Genomic DNA, 17,547 nt, shown 5'->3' with positions numbered 1-17,547 from the left:
CCAACACGTGAACGGGCGGTGAGCCCAACCGCCGTTTCCCGGACGAAGCCCGCGATTGTCAGTGGCGGATGGGACACTTCCGCGGGTGAGCTCTTACCCGCCCAGCAGCCCTGCGCAGCCGACCACGCTGCGGCAGCGGCTCGCCGGCCTGCGCGGCCCCGCCGTACCCCCGCGCCCGCTCGACGCCCGGGCGCTGGCCGCGCTCGCCGCCAATCCCGGCTGCGGCAGACGCGCCCTGCTCGACGGCGCCGGCGTGGACAAGACCGCCCTCGCCTCGGCCCTCGGCTCGCCCGCCGCGTTCGGGCAGTCGCAGTTCGCCATCGTGCGCGGCAACTCCTTCGAGGCCAAGGTCAAGGGCGACGGCGGCGCCGAGCTGCTGCGGCTGGTGTACGAGCGCCTCGGCGCCGGCGCCGAACCGCCCGGCCCCGACGCCCGCGTCCCCGACCTGGCCGCCGCCGGGCCCGAGGGCCGCGCCGCCCGGACCGCGCTCGCCCTGCGCGAGGCCACCGCGGCGCGGGCGTGGACGCTGCTGGACCATCCGATGCTGGCCCTGGAGGTGGCGGGCTCCCCCGCCTACCTGGAGCCGGACGCCGTCGTCGTGCATCCTGACGGCCGCTGGACCGTCGTGGAGATCAAGTCGTTCCCGATGATCGACGGGTCCGCCGACGCCGCGAAGGTGGGCGCCGCCGCCCGCCAGGCCGCCGTGTACGTCCTCGCCCTGGAGAAGACCGCCGAGAAGCTGACCGGCGCCGAGGTCGGGCACACCGTGCTGCTGGTCTGCCCGAAGGACTTCTCCAACCTGCCCACCGCCTCCGCCGTGGACATCCGCCGCGAGCGCTCCGTGACCCGACGCCAGCTGGATCGGCTGACCCGGGTCGAGGAGCTGGCCGCCGCGCTCCCCGAGGGTCTGACCTTCGACCCCGCGCGGACCGGCGAGGAACTCGCCGAAGCCGTGGCCGCGGTGGACGCCGCCTACGCCCCCGAGTGCCTCGCCGCCTGCGAGCTGGCCTTCCACTGCCGGGACCGGGCCCGCGCCGCCGGCGAGGTGACCGCGCTGGGCCGTTCCGTACGCGGCGAGCTGGGCACGCTGACCACCGTCGAATCGGCCCTCGCGGCGGCCTCCGGAGCCGGCCCCGAGGGTGATCCCACGGCCGAAGCCCTGCACCACGCGGCCCGGTTGCGCGCCGAGGCCCTCCGCTCGGCCGGGGAGGGCGTCGCATGTCCCTGCTGACCACCCTGGCCCGGCTGGAGGCCCTGCGCGCGGGTCGCGCCCAGCCGCTCGCGACCGTGCGGCACCGGCATCTGAGCGAGCGCCCGCTGGTTCTCGTACCACTGACCACGGCCGGTGAGGCGGGGGCTCCGCTCGGCGCGCTCGTCGGCACGGATCCCGCCGAGCCGCGGCTGCTGGTGGTGCCGCAGCCGCGCGACCGGGACCTGCGGTGGGGCTTCCTGGCCGCCCTCGCCGACGAGGTGCTGCCGTACGTGGACGCGTACGCGGACGACGTCGAGCCGGTCGAGCGCACCGAGACCGACCCGGAGACCGGGAAGCGGGCCAAGGTCGAGGCCGAGCTGTGCCTGGACGCGCCGCAGCTGATCGTGCCCAGCCGGGCGGGTATCGAGTACGTGCGCCTGCTGGGGCGGTCGATGCGGTTTCGGCGGACGGCCGAGGAGGATCCGGAGAACCCGTATCCGGCGCCCGCGCGGGTGCCGCTGCTGGGGCGCTGGTTCACGCACCTCGGCGAGCGTGCGCGGGTGCCCGGCTCCTCGATGCTGCTGTCGGCGACCGACCTGCTGTCCCGGCACTGGGCGAGCGGCCAGAGCAACCTGGAGGACCAGCACCTGGCCGCGCTGCTGGCCTGGATAGCTCCCCCTGAGGGCGAATCCGGCGCCCGGGCGGCGGAGCGGGCCGAGCTGGCGCGGGACCGCGACGGCCAACTGCTGGTCCCGCCCGCCGGACCGGCCACCGACCCGGCCTTCGACAACAAGCTGCTGGCCCCGGCGATGGCCCGCTACGACGCGGCGCGTACGGCGGAGCCGTTCGACGAGCGGGCACTGGCCCGCGCCGAGGAGGGCGTACGGGCCCTCGTGGCGGCGCAGACGCGGCCCACCTGGGACGCGGTGTGGCGCTCCGTCGAGTTGCTGCGCGCCCTGCCGGCCGGTGAGCGGGCGGAGGAGCGCTGGACCCGTGACCGCTGGTCGTACACCGGCCACCGGGACCGCGTACGGGCGGGCGAGCCGCCGCAGCCGCGCCGCGACGACGCGGTGACGGCCGCTCAGAAGCTGGCCACGCGGGAGACCGAGCAGGTGCGGCTCGACGCGCAGGAGGCGCTGGACGACCCCCTGGTGATGGCGGGCCGGCGGCTCGCGGGCGAGGCCTTCGCCGGTGAGGTCACCGAGGTGGTGATGGAGTGGACGGACTCGAAGCGCCCGAGTCCGCGCCCGCTGGTGACGGTGGCCACCGAGGACCGGCCCGGGCTCGCGGACGGGGGCGGCGGGAAGGTGTTCCGCTCGCTGGACGGGCGGCCGCAGAGCGCCCGGTTCGTCCGCTTCGAGGAGGACGGGCGGCTGGTGTTGCAGCTCCTCGACAAGATGGGCCGCGGCAAGGAGCCGGAACCGGGCTCGGTGCCGGAGAAGGGCGACCGGGTGTGCTGGACGCTCTTCGAACACGACGCGCGCGGCGGCCCGAAGCTGCCGGACCCGGAACAGACCCCGTGGACGCACGGCGGCCCGCCGGGACACCTGACCGCCCCCGTCCTGCCCGACACCGTGACCGACGAGGACCTGCTGTGACCGCGACCTTCGACCCGGGGGCCGCGGCCGCCGAGGCGACCGCCGCCATCCTGTACGACACCCTGCACGGGACCGAGCGGGGTGTGGTCGTCGATTCCCCGCCCGGGGCCGGCAAGTCCACGCTCGTGGTCCGCGCGGCCCGGGAGCTCGCCGCGGCCGGGCGCCGGCTGATGGTGGTGGCGCAGACCAACGCCCAGGTCGACGACCTGGTGCTGCGGCTCGCCGACAAGGACCCGGAGCTGAAGGTCGGCCGGCTGCACAGCAGCGACGGCGACGCGTACGACCCGGCCCTGCGCGAGCTCCCCTCGGTCACCCTCTCGGCCAAGCCCGGCGACCTGGCCGAACTCCCCATCACCATCTCCACGGCGGCGAAGTGGGCCTACGTCAAGGACACGGAGCCCTGGGAGCACGCCATCGTCGACGAGGCGTACCAGATGCGCTCCGACGCCCTGCTGGCCGTGGCCGGCCTGTTCGAGCGGGCGCTGTTCGTGGGCGACCCGGGGCAGTTGGACCCCTTCAGCGTGGTCGGCGCCGAGCAGTGGGCGGGCCTGTCCTACGACCCGTCGGCGTCGGCGGTGTCCACCCTCCTCGCCCACAACCCCCAACTGCCGCAGCACCGGCTGCCGGTGTCCTGGCGGCTCCCGGCGTCGGCCGCGCCGTTGGTCTCGCGCGCCTTCTACCCGTACACGCGGTTCCGCAGCGGTACGGGCCCGGGCGAGCGGCGGCTCTCGTACGGGGTCCCCTCGGACGGCTCCGGTCCGGACCGGGTCCTCGACGAGGCCGCCGAGGCGGGCTGGGGACTGCTGGAACTGCCCGCGCGGCACACGCCGCGCACCGACCCGGAGGCGGTGGCGGCGGTGGCCCTGGTGGTCCGCCGCGCCCTGGATCGCGGCACGGTCACCACGGACGAGCAGTCCCCGACGCCCTCCCCCCTGACCCCCGACCGGATCGCAGTCGGCACCGCCCACCGCGACCAGGCGGCCGCGATCCGCGCCGCGCTGTCCTCCCTCGGCGTCACGGGCGTCACGGTGGACACCGCGAACCGCCTCCAGGGCCGCGAGTACGACCTCACGGTGGTCCTCCACCCCCTGTCGGGCCGCCCGGACGCCACGGCCTTCCATCTGGAAACGGGCCGCCTGTGCGTCCTGGCCTCCCGCCACCGCCACGCCTGTGTGGTGGTGGCCCGCGCGGGCATAGCGGAACTCCTGGACGACCACCCGTCGACGGAGCCGGTGCAGCTGGGGGTGACGGTGAAGTTCCCGGACGGCTGGGAGGCGAACATGTCGGTGCTGGCGCACCTGGCGGAACACCGGGTGCGCTGGAAGCCGTAACGGCTAACGGGGCGACTTGCGTTCGGCGCCGAGGCGGACGCGGAGGAGTTCGCCCACCTCGGCGAAGGTGCGGAGCTGGTCCGGGGTCAGGACGTCGATCAGGTGGCGGCGTACCGACTCGACGTGGAGCGGGGCCGCCGTGTTGATCGTCTCGATGCCGGTGTCCGTGAGGACCACCTCGGCACCGCGGCCGTCGGCGGCGACCTCCTCGCGGCGGACGATGCCGCGCTGCTCCATTCGGGTGAGCTGGTGGGACAGCCGGCTGCGGGACCAGTGCATCAGTTCGGCCAGTGCGCTGATCCGCATGCGGTGGCCGTCCGTGGAGCCGAGCACGGACAGGACGTCGTAGTCCGCCTCGGAGAGGCCGCTGTCCTGGCCGAGGTCCCGCGCGATCTCCGCGTTGATCAGCGGGAACATCCGACGCCAGGCGTACCAGGCGTCCTGTTCGGGTTCCGTGAGCCAGCGCGGCGGTTCGGGTGAGGGGGTCATGTCCGCACTCTAACCAGATCGATGACACATCACCTACCTAGTTGACACGTCACCCACATCTCGGGTTCCATAGGTGACACGTCAACCACCAGAGCCACCCACCGATCGGGAGTGTCTTGCCGTGACCCGTCTCCACGTCATCTCCGCCGCCACCCGCCCCACCTCCTCCGGCCGCCCGCTCGCCCGATGGGTCGCCGAGCAGGCCCGCGCCCGGGGCGACTTCGAGGTCACCCCCGTCGACCTCGCCGAGGTCGCACTGCCCTTCCTGGACGAACCCGAGTACGCCTCCAGCGGCATCTACACCCACCAGCACACCAAGGACTGGAGCGCGCTGGTCGACTCGGCGGACGCCTTCCTCCTCGTGCTGCCGATGTACAACGGCGGCTACACCGCCCCGTTCAAGAACGCCATCGACTTCCTCTACCGGGAGTGGGAGGGCAAGCCGGTCGGCATCGTCAGCTACAGCGCGGGCGACACGGGCGGCGCCCCGGCCGCCGAGATGCTGGTGCCGGTGCTCACCCGGGTCGGCATGGTGCCCGCCGGGCGCTCCGTGGCGATCCCGTTCATCCCGGGGCTGGTCGGCCCGGAGGGTTTCCGGGCTCCGGACGCCCTCGCGGCCGAGGTGGCCGGCGTACTCGACGACGTGGCGGAGCTGGCGGCGCGGCGGGTGGCCGAGCCCGCCTCGGTCTGACCCCGCTGTGCGGTCTTGCGTGGCGTTGGACAATGGACGGTGGCCCGGAAGCATTCGCACGCGCAGCAGGAGGACAGGCATGGCAGAGCCCGAGCGGACCGAGCGGAGGCTGCGGCCCGCACCGTTGCTCTTCGAGCCCTCGGAGGTCGTGGCGGATCCGGAGCACTTCTTCGACCTGGAGTCGATAGAGGACCCTCGCGAGCTGCTGAGCCGCGCGACGGAGCTGACGCTGGCCTTCCGGGCCGCGCAGGAGCGGGCGGTGGAGTTCCAGGCACTGGCCGCGGCGCAGCTGGCGGATCCGCGGCGGTTCGACCGGATGTCGCCGGCGGCGATCGCCGAGCGGGCGGAGTGGACCGAGGACTACGCCCGCAAGATGATCGAATTCGGCGAATCCCTCCAACGCAGCCCCGAGCTCCCGTAGCACCCCGCGCCTCAAACGCCGGCGGGGCTGGATATTGTCGGCCTGCAAGTGCACGCCCCGCGGCGCACATCCAGCCTCGCCGGCGTTTGAGGCGCGGGGGTCCGGGGGCAGCGCCCCCGGCAGTGGTGCCGCCCGCGCATGACCACCGCCCCGCCAAGCGCAGCGGACTGGCATATGCGGGGCGCAACATAACGCAGCAACCCCCCTCCTGTCCCCGTTTCCGGTAACTCCCGGAGAGCGGAACATCACACCGGGTAGACCTGGACGCATGACTCCCGGATGCCCCGCACTCGACACCCGCACCGCGCCCGCCACCCACGTCACCCCGCAGGGCGCGGCCTGGCTCGCCTCCGCCGGGGCGCATCCGGGGCTCACCCTCGCCGCATGGCAGGCGCGACCCACCGCGCCCGCCGCGTTGCCGTGCGGGGTGGCCTTCGACGTCGTCAACGTGCCGCTCGTGCTCGGGCGCCGCATCCTGGACCTGCTCTGGGCCGAGGGGCCCGGCTGCGGCCCGGTCGCCGTGCACCGCGGGCTGATGCTGCTCTTCGCCTCGCCCGGCACCGCCCACCGGCTGCCCGCGCTGCTGGCGTGGGAGGAGTGGGGAGGCGCCCGCACCGTTCCGGCGCCGCTGTGCCACGGTCGGGGCGACGCCGTCACCGTGCCCCCGCTGGCCGCCACGCCCGGGCCCTCCCGGTGGCTGGTGGCCCCCGACTCCCGCACACCCTGGCTCCCCGGGCCCGACGCCCTGCTGTGGGCGTTCGTCCGCGCCGCCCGAACTGCGGATATCGATTTTTAGTTCCGCGGAACCTCCTGGTAATGTCTACGACGTCAGCAGGCGCCGCTAGCTCAGTTGGTTAGAGCAGCTGACTCTTAATCAGCGGGTCCGGGGTTCGAGTCCCTGGCGGCGCACAGACGGTTGAAGGCCCCCACTCCTCGGAGTGGGGGCCTTCTTCGTGTCGTGCCCGCCCGAGCGGCTACGTGGTGACCTTCACCGTGTACGCGCCCGACTGCGTCCGGTCCGCGACCTCGATCTTGATCCGCTCCCCCGGCACCGTGTACGTCTCGCCCACCTCCAGCGGGGCGTCCGCCAGCGGCGGGTACACCGAGCGGTCCCAGCAGGCCTCCGTCAGCGGATGCCCGTCCAGCACCTCGATCGGGCCGCCGCCCGAGGCCGCCTCGTTGCGCACCCGGTAGACGAGGACCCCCTCCGTGCAGGTGTCCCCGTCGTTGCCGGCGGAGCCCCGCGCCTCGATGGCGATCGCGCTGCCGGGGCCCGTACGGATCACCGCGAGCCGGGTGCCGCCCGTGCCGCCGTTCGGCGGGGTCTGGGCGAGGGGTTGGAGGGTGTGCAGCGAGGAGCCGGACTGCACGCAGTCCACCTGGGAGGCGTCCAGCCAGCCCAGCTTCCACTTGTGCCAGGCGAAGAGGTCGGGGGCCATGCCGAACTGGCTGCCCATGACGTCCCAGTCCCCGACGTACGTGTCCCAGTCGCCCTTGCCGTCCGTGGGCCGGTGGTACAGGTCGGGCAGGTCGAACACGTGGCCGGTCTCGTGCGCCAGTACGTTGCGGTCGGGCGGGTGGCGTTCGAAGACGGTGACGATCCGCCGCAGCTCGGCGCCGTCCGCGACGATCGGCTGGTCGAAGTTGACGACCTTCGTGGCGTCGGAGTCCACCCCGGGCGCGTCCGGGTCGGCGACGAAGTAGACGACGTCGTACCGGGCGAAGTCCACCTCGGTGTCGGCGGCGGTGACCGCGTCCCTCAGGTAGGCCGCCCGGTCCTCGGGGGCCCAGTCGCGCCTTATCCCGTACGCGGTGGACGGCTTCGGCATCCGGATCCAGCGCTGCTGCGGGTGCGGGACGAGGCGGAAGCGGCCGTACGAGGCCTGCTCGAAGAAATCGCTGGTGGCGGGGAAGTGGTCGCCGGCGATCTCCGCGGGCGTGAGGGCGGTGCGGTGGTCGGGGAAGGAGAGGAAGACCATGACGGCGTTCAGGGTGCGCTCGGGCTTGGGGTAGGCGCCGTTCCAGGTGTCGAGGCCGAGGGAGTGGTGGGCCGCGGTGCGGGTCAGCGCGCACGGTCCGGCGCCGGAGTCGGCGACGGCGGGGCCCGCGACGAGCGACATGGCGGCGAGCGCCGTCAGGGAAGTGAGCGCCGCTGCGGTACTTCGGATGCGGGAGCGGTCCACTCCCCCGGGTGTCTGCTGTCGCGGCACATGGACCTCCGGTGGTGGATTCGTACCCTCTCGTCCCACCTTGAGGCGATTGTCTTACTAATGCCTTGTTCCGCTGCCCCACACGAGTGAGCGGTACGGCAAGTCGGTGACCCCTGGACTTCACGCCACCACCTACAGAACGTCACGACCGATCACGCGAGATCAGCAGACACCTCCGCATGCTCACAGCCGTGCAGAAACGATCGCCCGAGCTTTGGCCCACGATTCGTCATCACGCCGAACCACCGCCCCCCGCACGGCGACGCCGCTGGATAGGGCCTCCCGGCTGCCTCTATGATCGGCACACTTTCCTGCACGGAACTCACACGCACTGCGGGAGCCAACGGTGAGCGGAACCTCAGAAGGAACCGGTTCGGCGGCCGACAGCATCCGATCGGCCGTCACGGAGTGTCACCCGGCAGTGTCGGAGACGGCGAGCCCGTCCCGTGCCGAGACCGAACGTCGGGACTACCGGGCCGCTTTCAACGCGGCCCACCTCGCCATGGCCGTCGTCGACCGCGACGGCTACGTCGTCACCGCCAACCAGGCCTTCGCCGGCCTGCTCGGCGCCGAGCCGCACGAGCTCGCCCACCGGTGCGCCGCCGACCTCGTCGACCTGGCCGCGGAAGCCCGGACCTGGGCCGCGTACCAAGAGGTGCTGCGCGGGCGCCAAGCCCGACTCCGCTGCACCCGGCGCCTCAAACACCCCGACGGGCACTCGCTTTGGACGGAGGTCACCCTGGGGCCCGTCCCCGGGACCGGCGACGTCCTGCTGTCCGTCGCCGACATCAGCGACCGGCGCGACCTCCAGGCCCGGCTGCGGCACCTCCAGATGCACGACCCCGTCACGCGACTGCCCAACCGGGCCCTGTTCTTCGAACGGCTCTCCGCCGCCCTGGAGGCCTCCTCGTACGAACACGGCGGCGGCACCGGCCGGATCGGGCTCTGCTACCTGGACCTCGACGGCTTCAAGGCCGTCAACGACACCCTCGGCCACCGCGTCGGCGACCGGCTGCTGACCGCCGTCGCCGCCCGCCTGACCCAGTGCGCCGACCAGTCCGGATACGGGCGCACGGGCGGCCACCTCGTGGCGCGGCTCGGCGGCGACGAGTTCGCCCTGCTCGTGGAGGACTCCACCGGCACCGAACAGCTCGCCGAGCTGGCGCGGAGCGTACTGACCGCCGTACAGGAGCCGTTCGACCTGGCCGGGCAGCGGCTGTCGGTCTCCGCGTCCATCGGGGTGGTCGAGCGGGCCACGGCCGGCACCTCGGCGACCTGCCTCATGCAGGCCGCCGACACGACCCTGTACTGGGCCAAGGCCGACGGCAAGGCCCGCTGGACCCTCTTCGACCCGGAGCGCAACGCGCACCGCATGACGAGGCAGGCGCTCTCCTCCACCCTGCGGCCGGCCGTGGAGCGGGGGGAGTTCGCGCTGGAGTACCAGCCGCTGGTCGACCTGGAGAGCGGGGCGCTGCGCGGGGTCGAGGCGCTGGTGCGCTGGAACCACCCGCAGTTCGGCACGCTGACGCCGAATCGGTTCATCGGGATCGCCGAAGAGGACGGTTCCATCGTCCAGTTGGGGCAGTGGGTGCTGCGCACGGCCTGCCGGCAGGCGCGGCGCTGGCAGATCGAGCAGCCCAGCGACGCCCCTGTCTTCGTGTCGGTCAACGTCGCGGTGCGCCAGGTGTGGGACTCGGACCTGGTGGGCGACGTCGCGGAGATCCTCGCCGAGACGGGTCTGGCGCCGCAGCTGCTCCAGCTGGAGCTGACCGAGTCGGCGGTGATGGGCTCGGCGGGCCGGCCGCTCCAAGCGCTGCAGGCGCTCAGCGACATGGGCGTGCGGATCGCCATCGACGACTTCGGCACCGGGTACTCGAACCTCGCCTACCTCAGCCGACTGCCGGTCTCGGTCCTGAAGCTGGACGGCTCCTTCGTCCGGGGCTTCCGCTACGAGGAGGGCACCCACCCGAACCCGGCCGACGAGACCATCGTCGAGGCCCTCGTCCAGCTCGCGCACCGGCTCGGCCTCACCGTCACCGCGGAATGCGTGGAGACCGCCGGCCAGGCGGCCCGGCTGCGCCGCGTCGGCTGCGACACGGGCCAGGGGTGGCTGTACTCACGGGCGGTGCCGCCGGACGCGATCGCGCGGATGATCGGCCGCCAGGCGGCCGCGGCCGCTGCCGCTGCGGCCACGCCCTCCGCGGCGGCCGAACAGGACGGGCCCTCCCCGCACCCCCTGCTCTGATGAAACTCCAGCCACTCCTGTAACAAAACAAAACGAAACGGAATCCTTCAGTCATCAGCGGACAACCGACTTAGGGTGAAAGGGACTTATTCGCTGGGGGAATCGAACAGCGAAGCCTTTTCGACCAAGGGGGAACCATGAACCCGACCCGTGCCGCGCTCATCCTGGCCGCCGCCGCACTCGCTCCGGCCCTGCTGCTGTCCACCCCGTCCTTCGCCGCCGGCACGGCCACCCCGCCGGTCTGCGGGGCCACGGCCGAGGTCGGCGCGAAGGACACGGACAACGCCTTCACCATCGTCAAGCTGCTGACCGACCGCGCCTGCGGCAAGGGCGTGATCCGCGAGGCCAACGCGGCCCTCTCCGGCACCCCGGCCGACCGGGTCGCCTTCCTGACCACGGGCCTCGCCCGCGCCCGGGACGAGGACAACAAGGTCGCCATCCTGCGGATCCTGGCGGGCAAGCCGGGCAGGGGCGTGACCCGCGAGGCCAACAAGGCCCTCGACGGCACCGCCGCCGACCGCGCCGCGTTCCTGGCCACGGGCCTCCGGCCGGCCCAGGCCGAGGACGACCGCGTCACCACCCTGCGCATCCTGGCCCGCCCGGGCATCAGCGACGCCCTGCGTGCGGCGGCCAACAAGGCGCTGGACGGAACCCCGGAGGACCTCCGGTACTTCGTGACGGTCGGCCAGTACCAGGTCTGACCGGCCCCCGGACACGGCCGCCCCCGGCCTCTGAGGAGAGGGCGGGGGCGGCCGGCGCTCGGCGCGGGGTGGGGGGCGATCAGCAGGCGCCGAGGTCCTTCCAGACACCCCATTCACCGGTGGTGCCCGGCGTCTCGTTCTGCGTCCACCACTGGGCCTTGTACTTGCGGCCGTTGTGCGAGACCTCCTGGCCGGCGGTGTAGATCGTCCCCGCGACGTACGCCGGGGTCGAACCGCAGCCGGCGGGCGGCGTGGTGGTCGGAGGCGTCGTGGTCGGCGGGGTCGTGGTGGGCGGAGTGGTCGTCGGCGGGGTGGTGACCGGCGGCTGGGTGGCTCCGCCGAGGGCGTCCGAGATCTGGTTCAGCAGCGTGGTGTTGTTGTCCAGGCCGAGCAGGGAGTACATCATCGCGCCGGCCAGGCCGCGCTGCTTGCCGTAGTCGACCCGGGCCTGGATGGACTTCTGGTTGAGACCGGTGAAGAACTCGCCGTCCTTGTAGAAGTACGAGGCCTTGGCCTGGTCGTCCCAGAAGGTGGTCGCCGGGTTGTCGACGATCCCGCCGAGCTCCTTGTACAGCGCGATGCCGGCCTGCTGGCTGGTGGGCCGGGCGCCGGAGGCCTGGGTCGCGGGCTGGGCGAGGCCGTTGGTGGTGCCGGGCGCGACGCCCTTCCAGCCGCGGTAGTAGAACTCGTAGCCCAGCGTCAGCTTGCCCGCGGGGAAGCCGCCCGCGATGCCGTAGGCCGGGTTGCCGTCGATCCAGGAGTCGATGGCGTTGTCGATGCTGTACTTCTCGGTGCCCGGGGCGATCGGGTCGGTCGGGTCGGCCGCCGAGGGCTGGAGCGGGGACTGGTGGTACGTCGGCCCGTCGCCGTCCCAGGCGCCGTGCATGTCGTAGGTCATGATGTTCGCGTAGTCGAGGTACGCGCCGATCTTGTCCGTCTCGATGTGCTTGATCTTGTCCTGGCCTGCCGGGAGGGCGGCGGTGAGCAGGTACTTCTTGCCGCCGTTGGCCGTGCCGTGGGCGTCGAGCTGCTCGCGGAACTCCTTGAGCAGGAGCGTGAAGTTCTGCTTGTCCTCGGGGGCGTAGTGGTTGCCGAGGTGGCCGTCCTTCGAGCCCGGGTACTCCCAGTCGATGTCGATGCCGTCGAAGATCCCGGCCGCGGCGCCCGCGCCGCCGTAGCCGCCCTCGACCGGCAGGTTGCCCTTGATGTACTGGTCGATGCAGGAGGAGACGAGCTTCTTGCGGGAAGCGTCGGTCTTCGCCGCGTCGCTGAAGTACTTCGAGTACGTCCACCCGCCGAGCGAGATGTTGATCTTCAGGTGGGGGTACTTGGCCTTCAGCTGCTTGAACTGGTTGAAGACGCCGACGATCGGCTGGTCCCACTTGTCGGCGACCCCGCTGACGCTGTCCGCCGCACTGAAGGACTTCTGGTAGTCGGCGTACGAGTCGCCCGCGCCGTCACCGGCGTTCGGGTTGTTGTCGTCGCCCGCGGCCTTGTTCGCCTCGAAACAGGTGAGGTTGGTGGGGTGGATGTTCCCGAAGGAGTAGTTGATGACATCCAGCTTGCCCGCTATGCCGCGCGTGTCGAGGTGCTTGGGATAGAAGGCGTTCCCGTACACGCTCCACTGGTCGTAGTAGGCGATCTTGATGCCGCCGCTGCTCACGGTGGTGGCGGCGCCGGCGGCCTGGGCGGTGCCGAGTCCCGCGAAGGCCGCCAGCGCTCCGGCTGCCAGCGCGGCCGTTGCGGCGGCCGCGACGAGGGGTTTACGGATGTGCATGAACTCTCTCCGTGGGGGTGGGAGGGAAACTCAGGAGATCGGGTGGGAGAAGTGATAGCGATCACCTCATGCCCGAGTCAATGGTTTGGACCAAAGAAGGACTAGACCACTCCCTCCACAAAGGTCCTCGTCAGAGACCTGAGCGCACGTCAAAAACCGCCCGCCACCCCGGGTGACGAGCGGTTTAAGGCTCCCTTCAGGCACCTCCGCGCAAGGTTTCGGCAACAAACCAGCCAAACCCCGTTCGCATACGATCAGCCGACGGCAGGGCCCTGCGGCTCCATGCCGTACGCATCTGCGACGAGTTCGTACGAGCGCAACCGGGCCTCCCCGCCGTGCGCGTTGGCGGTCAGCATCAGCTCGTCCGCGCCCGTCCGCTTCGCCAGGTCGTCGAGCCCGCTCCGGACCTCGTCGGCGGTGCCGTGGACCACGTTCGCGAGCCAACCGTCCACGAACTCCCGCTCCAGCGGGGTGAACGCGTACGCCGCCGCCTCCTCGGGCGTCGGGATCAGACCGGGCCGACCGCTGCGCAGCCGGAGCATCGACAGCGCGCCCGTGAGCACCTGGGCGCGGGCCTCCGCGTCGGTGTCGGCGGCGAGCGCCGAGACCCCGATGACGGCGTACGGGGCGTCCAGCACGGCCGAGGGGCGGAAGCTCTGTCGGTAGAGGTCGAGCGCGGGCAGGGTGCCGGCCGCCGAGAAGTGGTGGGCGTAGGCGAAGGGCAGGCCGAGTTCCCCGGCGAGGCGCGCGCTGAAGCCGGAGGAGCCGAGCAGCCACAGCGGCGGCCGCCCTACCGGGCCCTGGACCGGGCCCGGTACGGCGTGCACCCGGGCGTACGGATGCCCGTCCGGGAAGTCGTCGTCGAGGAAGCGGGTGAGCTCCGCGAGCCGCCGCGGGAACTCGTCCGCGGCCTCGTCGAGGCGGCCGGGCCCGCGCAGCGCGGCGGCCGTGCGCCCGTCGGTGCCGGGGGCCCGGCCGAGCCCGAGGTCGATCCGGCCCGGGGCGAGCGCCTCCAGGGTGCCGAACTGCTCGGCGACGGCGAGCGGAGCGTGGTTGGGCAGCATCACCCCGCCCGAACCGAGGCGGATCCGGGAGGTGTGCGCGGCCAGGTGCGCCAGGATCACGGCCGGGGAGGAGCTGGCGACCCCGGGCATGGAGTGGTGCTCGGCGACCCAGTGGCGGTGGTACCCGCGGGACTCCGCGAGCCGGGATATCGCCACGCTGGTGCGCAGCGCCTCGTGGGCGGTGCGGCCGGCCCCGACGGTGACGAGGTCCAGGACGGAGAGCGGTACGGGCGCCCGCCCGAGGGCGGTGGCGCGGATGGGCCCGCCCGCCGCTTCCCGGCCTCCTCCGCCGTCCTGCCGACGCGCGTCCCCGGTGTCACTCATCGTCGCTCCCGTCCCGTGTCCACGTCCGTACGAGGAGTTCGAACCATCCGCGACGACCGGGCATTCCCGGCACCCGGGACGATGCCCATGACCTTGGCATATGCCAGAGGAGTAGCTACAGGCGAGGCGGCGTGATTGAGCCATCAATCTCCTCAACAGGCGCTCCACATGGGCCTCTTGATGGCTATCGTGGTAGGGCAAGCGGTAACAACCTGGTAGGGGGAAACCGTGGCGCTGAAGCCCGAGCCGACCGCGCCGTTCCACTCGGTGCAGTACGCACTGCGCGTACTCGAAACGATCGCACGGCACACCGGTGGTGTGACCGACGTGCAGATCGCGCGTGAGACCGGCCTGCCCGCAGTCCATCTCGCCCCGATGCTGCTCATGCTGCGCCGGGAGGGATATGTCCTGCAGGTGTCAGACGGCGCCTACGCCATAGGGGATTCCCTCGTCCTGCTCGGCTCCGGCACCGATCGGCAGCAAGCATTGACGGACAAGCTCCAGGACACCCTGGACCGGCTGCGGGACTCCGTCGGCGCGGCCGTCTACATCAGCCGGTACGTGGACGGCGAAGTGCGGATCACGCAGTTCGCGGACAGCCCGCGCACCCCCAAGGTGCACGAGTGGGTCGACTTCCGCTCCGCCGCGCACGCCAGCGCGGTCGGCAAGTGCCTGCTGACCCAGCTCGACCTGAACGGGCGGCGCGACCACCTGTCCCGGCACAAGATCGCCCGGCTCACGTCGAAGACCATCGTGAACGAGCGGATCCTGTTCTCCAAGCTGGACGCCCAGCCGGCCACCGTGCCCGTGCTGGACCTGCAGGAGTACGCCGTGGGCACCGTCTGCGCGGCGGTCCCGATCACGGCCGGTGCCTCGGTGGGCTGCCTGGCCCTGTCGATGCCCGTGGAACACGCGCACCGGCTGCGCGCCGCAGCGGACACCCTGAACCGGAAGGCCGCGCCACTGCTGCTGTCGCTCACCCTCTAGGGGGTGCGGGCTCCCGCCCGGACGGCGTCGGCCCGGAAAACACTTCGGGCGGTTCCCGGTGAACCGGAAACCGCCCGAAGTACAGGTGCGCCGCCAGGGACTCGAACCCCGGACCCGCTGATTAAGAGTCAGCTGCTCTAACCAACTGAGCTAGCGGCGCCTGACAGAGAAAATACTACCTGGTCCCCAGGGGTGCTCAAAACCATTACCCGGCCCTCACCCCCGGAGGTAGGCGAGCACCGCCAGCACCCGGCGGTGCGTCTCCTCGGCGGGCGGGAGGTCCAGCTTTCCCAGGATGTTCCCGATGTGTTTGCCGACGGCCGCCTCGGAGACCACCAGATCCCGGGCGATGGCACCGTTCGACTTCCCCTCGGCCACCAGGCCCAGCACCTCGCGCTCCCTCGGGGTCAGCGCGGAGAGGGGGTCGCGCCGCCGGCGCAGCAGCTGGCGTACGACCTCCGGGTCCACCACCGTGCCGCCGGCCGCCACGGCGACCACCGCGTCGAGGAACTGTTCCACCTGCCCGACCCGGTCCTTGAGGAGGTAGCCGACGCCGCTTCCGTCGCCGGAGTCCAGCAGGTCGGCGGCGTAGGACCGCTGCACGTACTGGCTGAGCACCAGTACGGGCAGGCTCGGGCGGGCCGCCCGGAGCTCGACGGCGGCGCGCAGTCCCTCGTCGGTGAAGCCGGGGGGCATCCGTACGTCGGTGACGACGATGTCCGGGTCGTGCGCGGCGACGGCGGTGCGCAGCTCGTCCGCGTCCCCGACGGCGGCGGCCACCTCGTGGCCGAAACGCGTCAGCAGACCGACGAGCCCTTCGCGCAGCAGGACGCCGTCCTCGGCGAGGACGATCTTCAAACCGGGCAAGGGATCTCCAGGCTCAGGACGGTCGGCCCGCCGGGCGGGCTGGTGATCGTCAGTGTGCCATCGAGGACCGCGATCCGGTCGGCGAGTCCGGTCAGTCCGGATCCGCCGGCCGGATCCGCCCCGCCGCGCCCGTCGTCCCGTACGTCGATCAGCAGCGCGGAGCCGGTGTGCCGGGCGGTGACGGCGGCGCGGGCGGCGCCGCTGTGCTTGCCGGTGTTGGCGAGGGCCTCGCACACGCCGAAGTAGGCGGCTGCCTCGACGGACTCCGGGAGCCGGGGCAGCGCGGTGTCGATGTCGGTGTCGACGGGGATGGCGGACCGCTCGGCGATGTCGGCGAGGGCGCCGGTGAGCCCGTAGTCGGTGAGCACCTGGGGGTGGATGCCGTGGATCAGTTCGCGCAGCTCGGCGAGGACCTTGCCGGCCTCCGCGTGGGCAGCGGCGAGCTGGTCGGCGAGCGGGCCGGGAGGTGCGTCGAGACGGGCGAGGCCGAGGCTCATGGTGAGGGCGACGAGACGCTGCTGGGCGCCGTCGTGGAGGTCGCGTTCGATACGGCGGCGTTCTGCCTCGAAGGCGTCGACGAGCCGGGCGCGGGAACGGGTGACCTCCTCGAGCCGGCCCTTCAGCTCGCGCTCGCGGGGCGCGAGCAGGGCGCGGGTGAGGGCGGCGCGGGCGCCGGCGAGGGCGCCGAGGGGACGGAGGAGCGCGGGCAGGAGCACGGCCCCGGCGGCGGCGCAGGCGAAGGCGGCCGGGTAGGAGGTGACCAGCCACAGCTTGAGCACCTTGACCTCCGCGTCGTAGGCGAGGGCGAGCTGGAGGGGGGTGGTGAGGAGGACGAGGGGCGCGCCGAGGAGGAGCGCGAGGGCGGACAGGTCCACCCACCAGAGCACGAAGCCGTGCAGGAAGGCGTAGGCGAGCTCCCGCCAGGTGGCCTGCTCCCGGAAGCGCAGCCGCGCCCAGGCGGCGAGGCCGGGCTCGGCGGGGGTGCGGTGCGGGGTGGGGGCGGGGTCGAGGTCGACCATCCGCAGCCGGCGGCGCTCCACGGCGCCGGTGGGGACGCCGACGAGGCCGAGCAGGGCGAGGAGGGGCAGGCCGACGAGCACGATGCCGAGGGCCGTGCCGGCGGTGGCGAGGAGGGTGAGGGCGAGGAGGACGGGAATGCCGGTGAGGGCGCTCCCGGCCAGGTAGCCTGCGGCTCGCCAGGGCCATGCGCTGCGGAGGTAGCGGCCGCGGGCCAGGGCCTGCCAGGGGGTGCGGGCGTGATCGTCCATGCGGCCCAAGCTAGCCGGGGCGCCGGGGCGGGCCCATGGTATGGCCGGCCCTACCCCCTCCGGGGCCGGTTGGCGCGGCCGCCGTTCCGGGGGCTCCGTCCCCGCGCCGCGTGCCTCCCGGCGGGGCTGGGTTTGTCCCCTGGCCGGGACCGGCCTGATCGGGGCGGCTTGGCTGCCGGGGCTCCGCCGTGTGCCTCCCGGCGGGGCTGGAGTTGTCCCCTGGCCCGGACCGGCCCGGTCGGGGCGGCTTCGCTGCCGGGGCTCCGCCCCAGACCCCGCGCCTCAAACGCCGGCGAGGCTGGATTTTCCTGGGCCGGGATCGGCCTGGGTTGGGGCGGTGCCCCGCCGGAGCATCTCCTCGTCCTCGCGCACTTGGCAGGTG

Annotated in this window: 14 protein-coding genes, 2 tRNA genes and 1 pseudogene; 10 read left to right on the top strand and 7 right to left on the bottom strand. The window is 72.7% G+C overall.

The window, feature by feature from the left end; genetic code table 11:
* Positions 1 to 85: 85 nt before the first annotated feature.
* From ACFV9H_RS28810 to ACFV9H_RS28800, 3 genes are read left to right on the top strand one after another with little or no spacing between them, the layout of a single operon-like run.
* Positions 86 to 1,231 carry a hypothetical protein gene (locus ACFV9H_RS28810; RefSeq protein WP_385403735.1) on the top strand — a complete coding sequence of 382 codons (1,146 nt, stop codon included), beginning with the start codon at positions 86 to 88 and terminating at the stop codon, positions 1,229 to 1,231.
* Positions 1,219 to 2,790 (top strand): hypothetical protein, encoded by a 1,572-nt coding sequence (locus ACFV9H_RS28805; protein ID WP_385403733.1) that lies wholly within the window; start codon positions 1,219 to 1,221, stop codon positions 2,788 to 2,790. The genes ACFV9H_RS28810 and ACFV9H_RS28805 overlap by 13 nt, the downstream gene beginning before the upstream one ends.
* Positions 2,787 to 4,121: an AAA domain-containing protein gene (locus tag ACFV9H_RS28800; protein ID WP_385403732.1), complete on the top strand. Its 1,335-nt coding sequence runs from the start codon at positions 2,787 to 2,789 to the stop codon at positions 4,119 to 4,121. Before ACFV9H_RS28805 ends, ACFV9H_RS28800 begins: the two co-directional genes overlap by 4 nt.
* Positions 4,122 to 4,124: 3 nt before the next feature.
* Here the strand turns inward: ACFV9H_RS28800 and ACFV9H_RS28795 are convergent, their stop codons facing one another.
* Positions 4,125 to 4,610, bottom strand: a complete 486-nt coding sequence (locus ACFV9H_RS28795; protein WP_385403730.1) for a MarR family winged helix-turn-helix transcriptional regulator — start codon at positions 4,608 to 4,610, stop codon at positions 4,125 to 4,127.
* A 121-nt stretch (positions 4,611 to 4,731) separates the two neighbouring features.
* Between ACFV9H_RS28795 and ACFV9H_RS28790 the strand changes: the two genes are divergently transcribed.
* From ACFV9H_RS28790 to ACFV9H_RS28775, 4 genes and pseudogenes are all read left to right on the top strand, one after another.
* The gene (locus ACFV9H_RS28790; protein ID WP_385403728.1) at positions 4,732 to 5,301 is read left to right on the top strand and encodes an NADPH-dependent FMN reductase; all 570 of its coding nucleotides are present in this window, start codon (positions 4,732 to 4,734) and stop codon (positions 5,299 to 5,301) included.
* A 79-nt stretch (positions 5,302 to 5,380) separates the two neighbouring features.
* Complete coding sequence (locus tag ACFV9H_RS28785) at positions 5,381 to 5,722, top strand: hypothetical protein (protein WP_385403726.1); 342 nt, start codon at positions 5,381 to 5,383, stop codon at positions 5,720 to 5,722.
* A 268-nt stretch (positions 5,723 to 5,990) separates the two neighbouring features.
* Positions 5,991 to 6,567: pseudogene (locus tag ACFV9H_RS28780) on the top strand (hypothetical protein).
* A tRNA-Lys gene (locus ACFV9H_RS28775) sits at positions 6,558 to 6,631 on the top strand. The pseudogene ACFV9H_RS28780 and the gene ACFV9H_RS28775 overlap by 10 nt, the downstream one beginning before the upstream one ends.
* 65 nt (positions 6,632 to 6,696) lie before the next feature.
* Here the strand turns inward: ACFV9H_RS28775 and ACFV9H_RS28770 are convergent.
* Positions 6,697 to 7,932 carry a M6 family metalloprotease domain-containing protein gene (locus ACFV9H_RS28770; protein WP_385403724.1) on the bottom strand — a complete coding sequence of 412 codons (1,236 nt, stop codon included), beginning with the start codon at positions 7,930 to 7,932 and terminating at the stop codon, positions 6,697 to 6,699.
* 346 nt (positions 7,933 to 8,278) lie between these two features.
* On the opposite strand from ACFV9H_RS28770, the gene ACFV9H_RS28765 reads away from it, so the two are divergent.
* Positions 8,279 to 10,177 carry a putative bifunctional diguanylate cyclase/phosphodiesterase gene (locus tag ACFV9H_RS28765; protein WP_385403722.1) on the top strand — a complete coding sequence of 633 codons (1,899 nt, stop codon included), beginning with the start codon at positions 8,279 to 8,281 and terminating at the stop codon, positions 10,175 to 10,177.
* A 137-nt stretch (positions 10,178 to 10,314) separates the two neighbouring features.
* On the top strand, positions 10,315 to 10,878 hold the full coding sequence (locus tag ACFV9H_RS28760; RefSeq protein ID WP_385403719.1) for an ALF repeat-containing protein: 564 nt from the start codon (positions 10,315 to 10,317) through the stop codon (positions 10,876 to 10,878).
* 79 nt (positions 10,879 to 10,957) lie between these two features.
* Here the strand turns inward: ACFV9H_RS28760 and ACFV9H_RS28755 are convergent, their stop codons facing one another.
* Together ACFV9H_RS28755 and ACFV9H_RS28750 are read right to left on the bottom strand one after the other, a co-directional pair.
* Positions 10,958 to 12,655: a glycosyl hydrolase family 18 protein gene (locus ACFV9H_RS28755; RefSeq protein WP_385403717.1), complete on the bottom strand. Its 1,698-nt coding sequence runs from the start codon at positions 12,653 to 12,655 to the stop codon at positions 10,958 to 10,960.
* 254 nt (positions 12,656 to 12,909) lie between these two features.
* On the bottom strand, positions 12,910 to 14,043 hold the full coding sequence (locus ACFV9H_RS28750; RefSeq protein WP_385403714.1) for an LLM class flavin-dependent oxidoreductase: 1,134 nt from the start codon (positions 14,041 to 14,043) through the stop codon (positions 12,910 to 12,912).
* Between the two features lie 228 nt (positions 14,044 to 14,271).
* Between ACFV9H_RS28750 and ACFV9H_RS28745 the strand changes: the two genes are divergently transcribed.
* Positions 14,272 to 15,030, top strand: a complete 759-nt coding sequence (locus ACFV9H_RS28745) for an IclR family transcriptional regulator (protein WP_385403712.1) — start codon at positions 14,272 to 14,274, stop codon at positions 15,028 to 15,030.
* 86 nt (positions 15,031 to 15,116) lie between these two features.
* On the opposite strand, the gene ACFV9H_RS28740 is transcribed toward ACFV9H_RS28745, so the two are convergent.
* The 3 genes from ACFV9H_RS28740 to ACFV9H_RS28730 form a co-directional block, all read right to left on the bottom strand.
* Positions 15,117 to 15,190, bottom strand: a tRNA-Lys gene (locus ACFV9H_RS28740).
* A gap of 56 nt (positions 15,191 to 15,246) precedes the next feature.
* Positions 15,247 to 15,897 (bottom strand): LuxR C-terminal-related transcriptional regulator, encoded by a 651-nt coding sequence (locus ACFV9H_RS28735; RefSeq protein ID WP_385403710.1) that lies wholly within the window; start codon positions 15,895 to 15,897, stop codon positions 15,247 to 15,249.
* Positions 15,885 to 17,165: a sensor domain-containing protein gene (locus tag ACFV9H_RS28730; RefSeq protein WP_385403708.1), complete on the bottom strand. Its 1,281-nt coding sequence runs from the start codon at positions 17,163 to 17,165 to the stop codon at positions 15,885 to 15,887. The genes ACFV9H_RS28735 and ACFV9H_RS28730 overlap by 13 nt, the downstream gene beginning before the upstream one ends.
* Between the last annotated feature and the right edge of the window lie 382 nt (positions 17,166 to 17,547).

The organism is Streptomyces sp. NPDC059874 (assembly GCF_042731135.1).
In the GTDB taxonomy this organism is placed as follows: domain Bacteria; phylum Actinomycetota; class Actinomycetes; order Streptomycetales; family Streptomycetaceae; genus Streptomyces.
This window is presented reverse-complemented; position numbering and strand designations above follow the sequence as displayed.

Excerpts from the sequence above, each read along its gene's own strand:
- ACFV9H_RS28805 (WP_385403733.1), top strand. The coding sequence starts at position 1,219 with ATGTCCCTGCTGACCACCCTGGCCCGGCTGGAGGCCCTGCGCGCGGGT.
- ACFV9H_RS28795 (WP_385403730.1), bottom strand. The coding sequence starts at position 4,610 with ATGACCCCCTCACCCGAACCGCCGCGCTGGCTCACGGAACCCGAACAG.
- ACFV9H_RS28785 (WP_385403726.1), top strand. The coding sequence starts at position 5,381 with ATGGCAGAGCCCGAGCGGACCGAGCGGAGGCTGCGGCCCGCACCGTTG.
- ACFV9H_RS28760 (WP_385403719.1), top strand. The coding sequence starts at position 10,315 with ATGAACCCGACCCGTGCCGCGCTCATCCTGGCCGCCGCCGCACTCGCT.
- ACFV9H_RS28755 (WP_385403717.1), bottom strand. The coding sequence starts at position 12,655 with ATGCACATCCGTAAACCCCTCGTCGCGGCCGCCGCAACGGCCGCGCTG.
- ACFV9H_RS28750 (WP_385403714.1), bottom strand. The coding sequence starts at position 14,043 with ATGAGTGACACCGGGGACGCGCGTCGGCAGGACGGCGGAGGAGGCCGG.
- ACFV9H_RS28730 (WP_385403708.1), bottom strand. The coding sequence starts at position 17,165 with ATGGACGATCACGCCCGCACCCCCTGGCAGGCCCTGGCCCGCGGCCGC.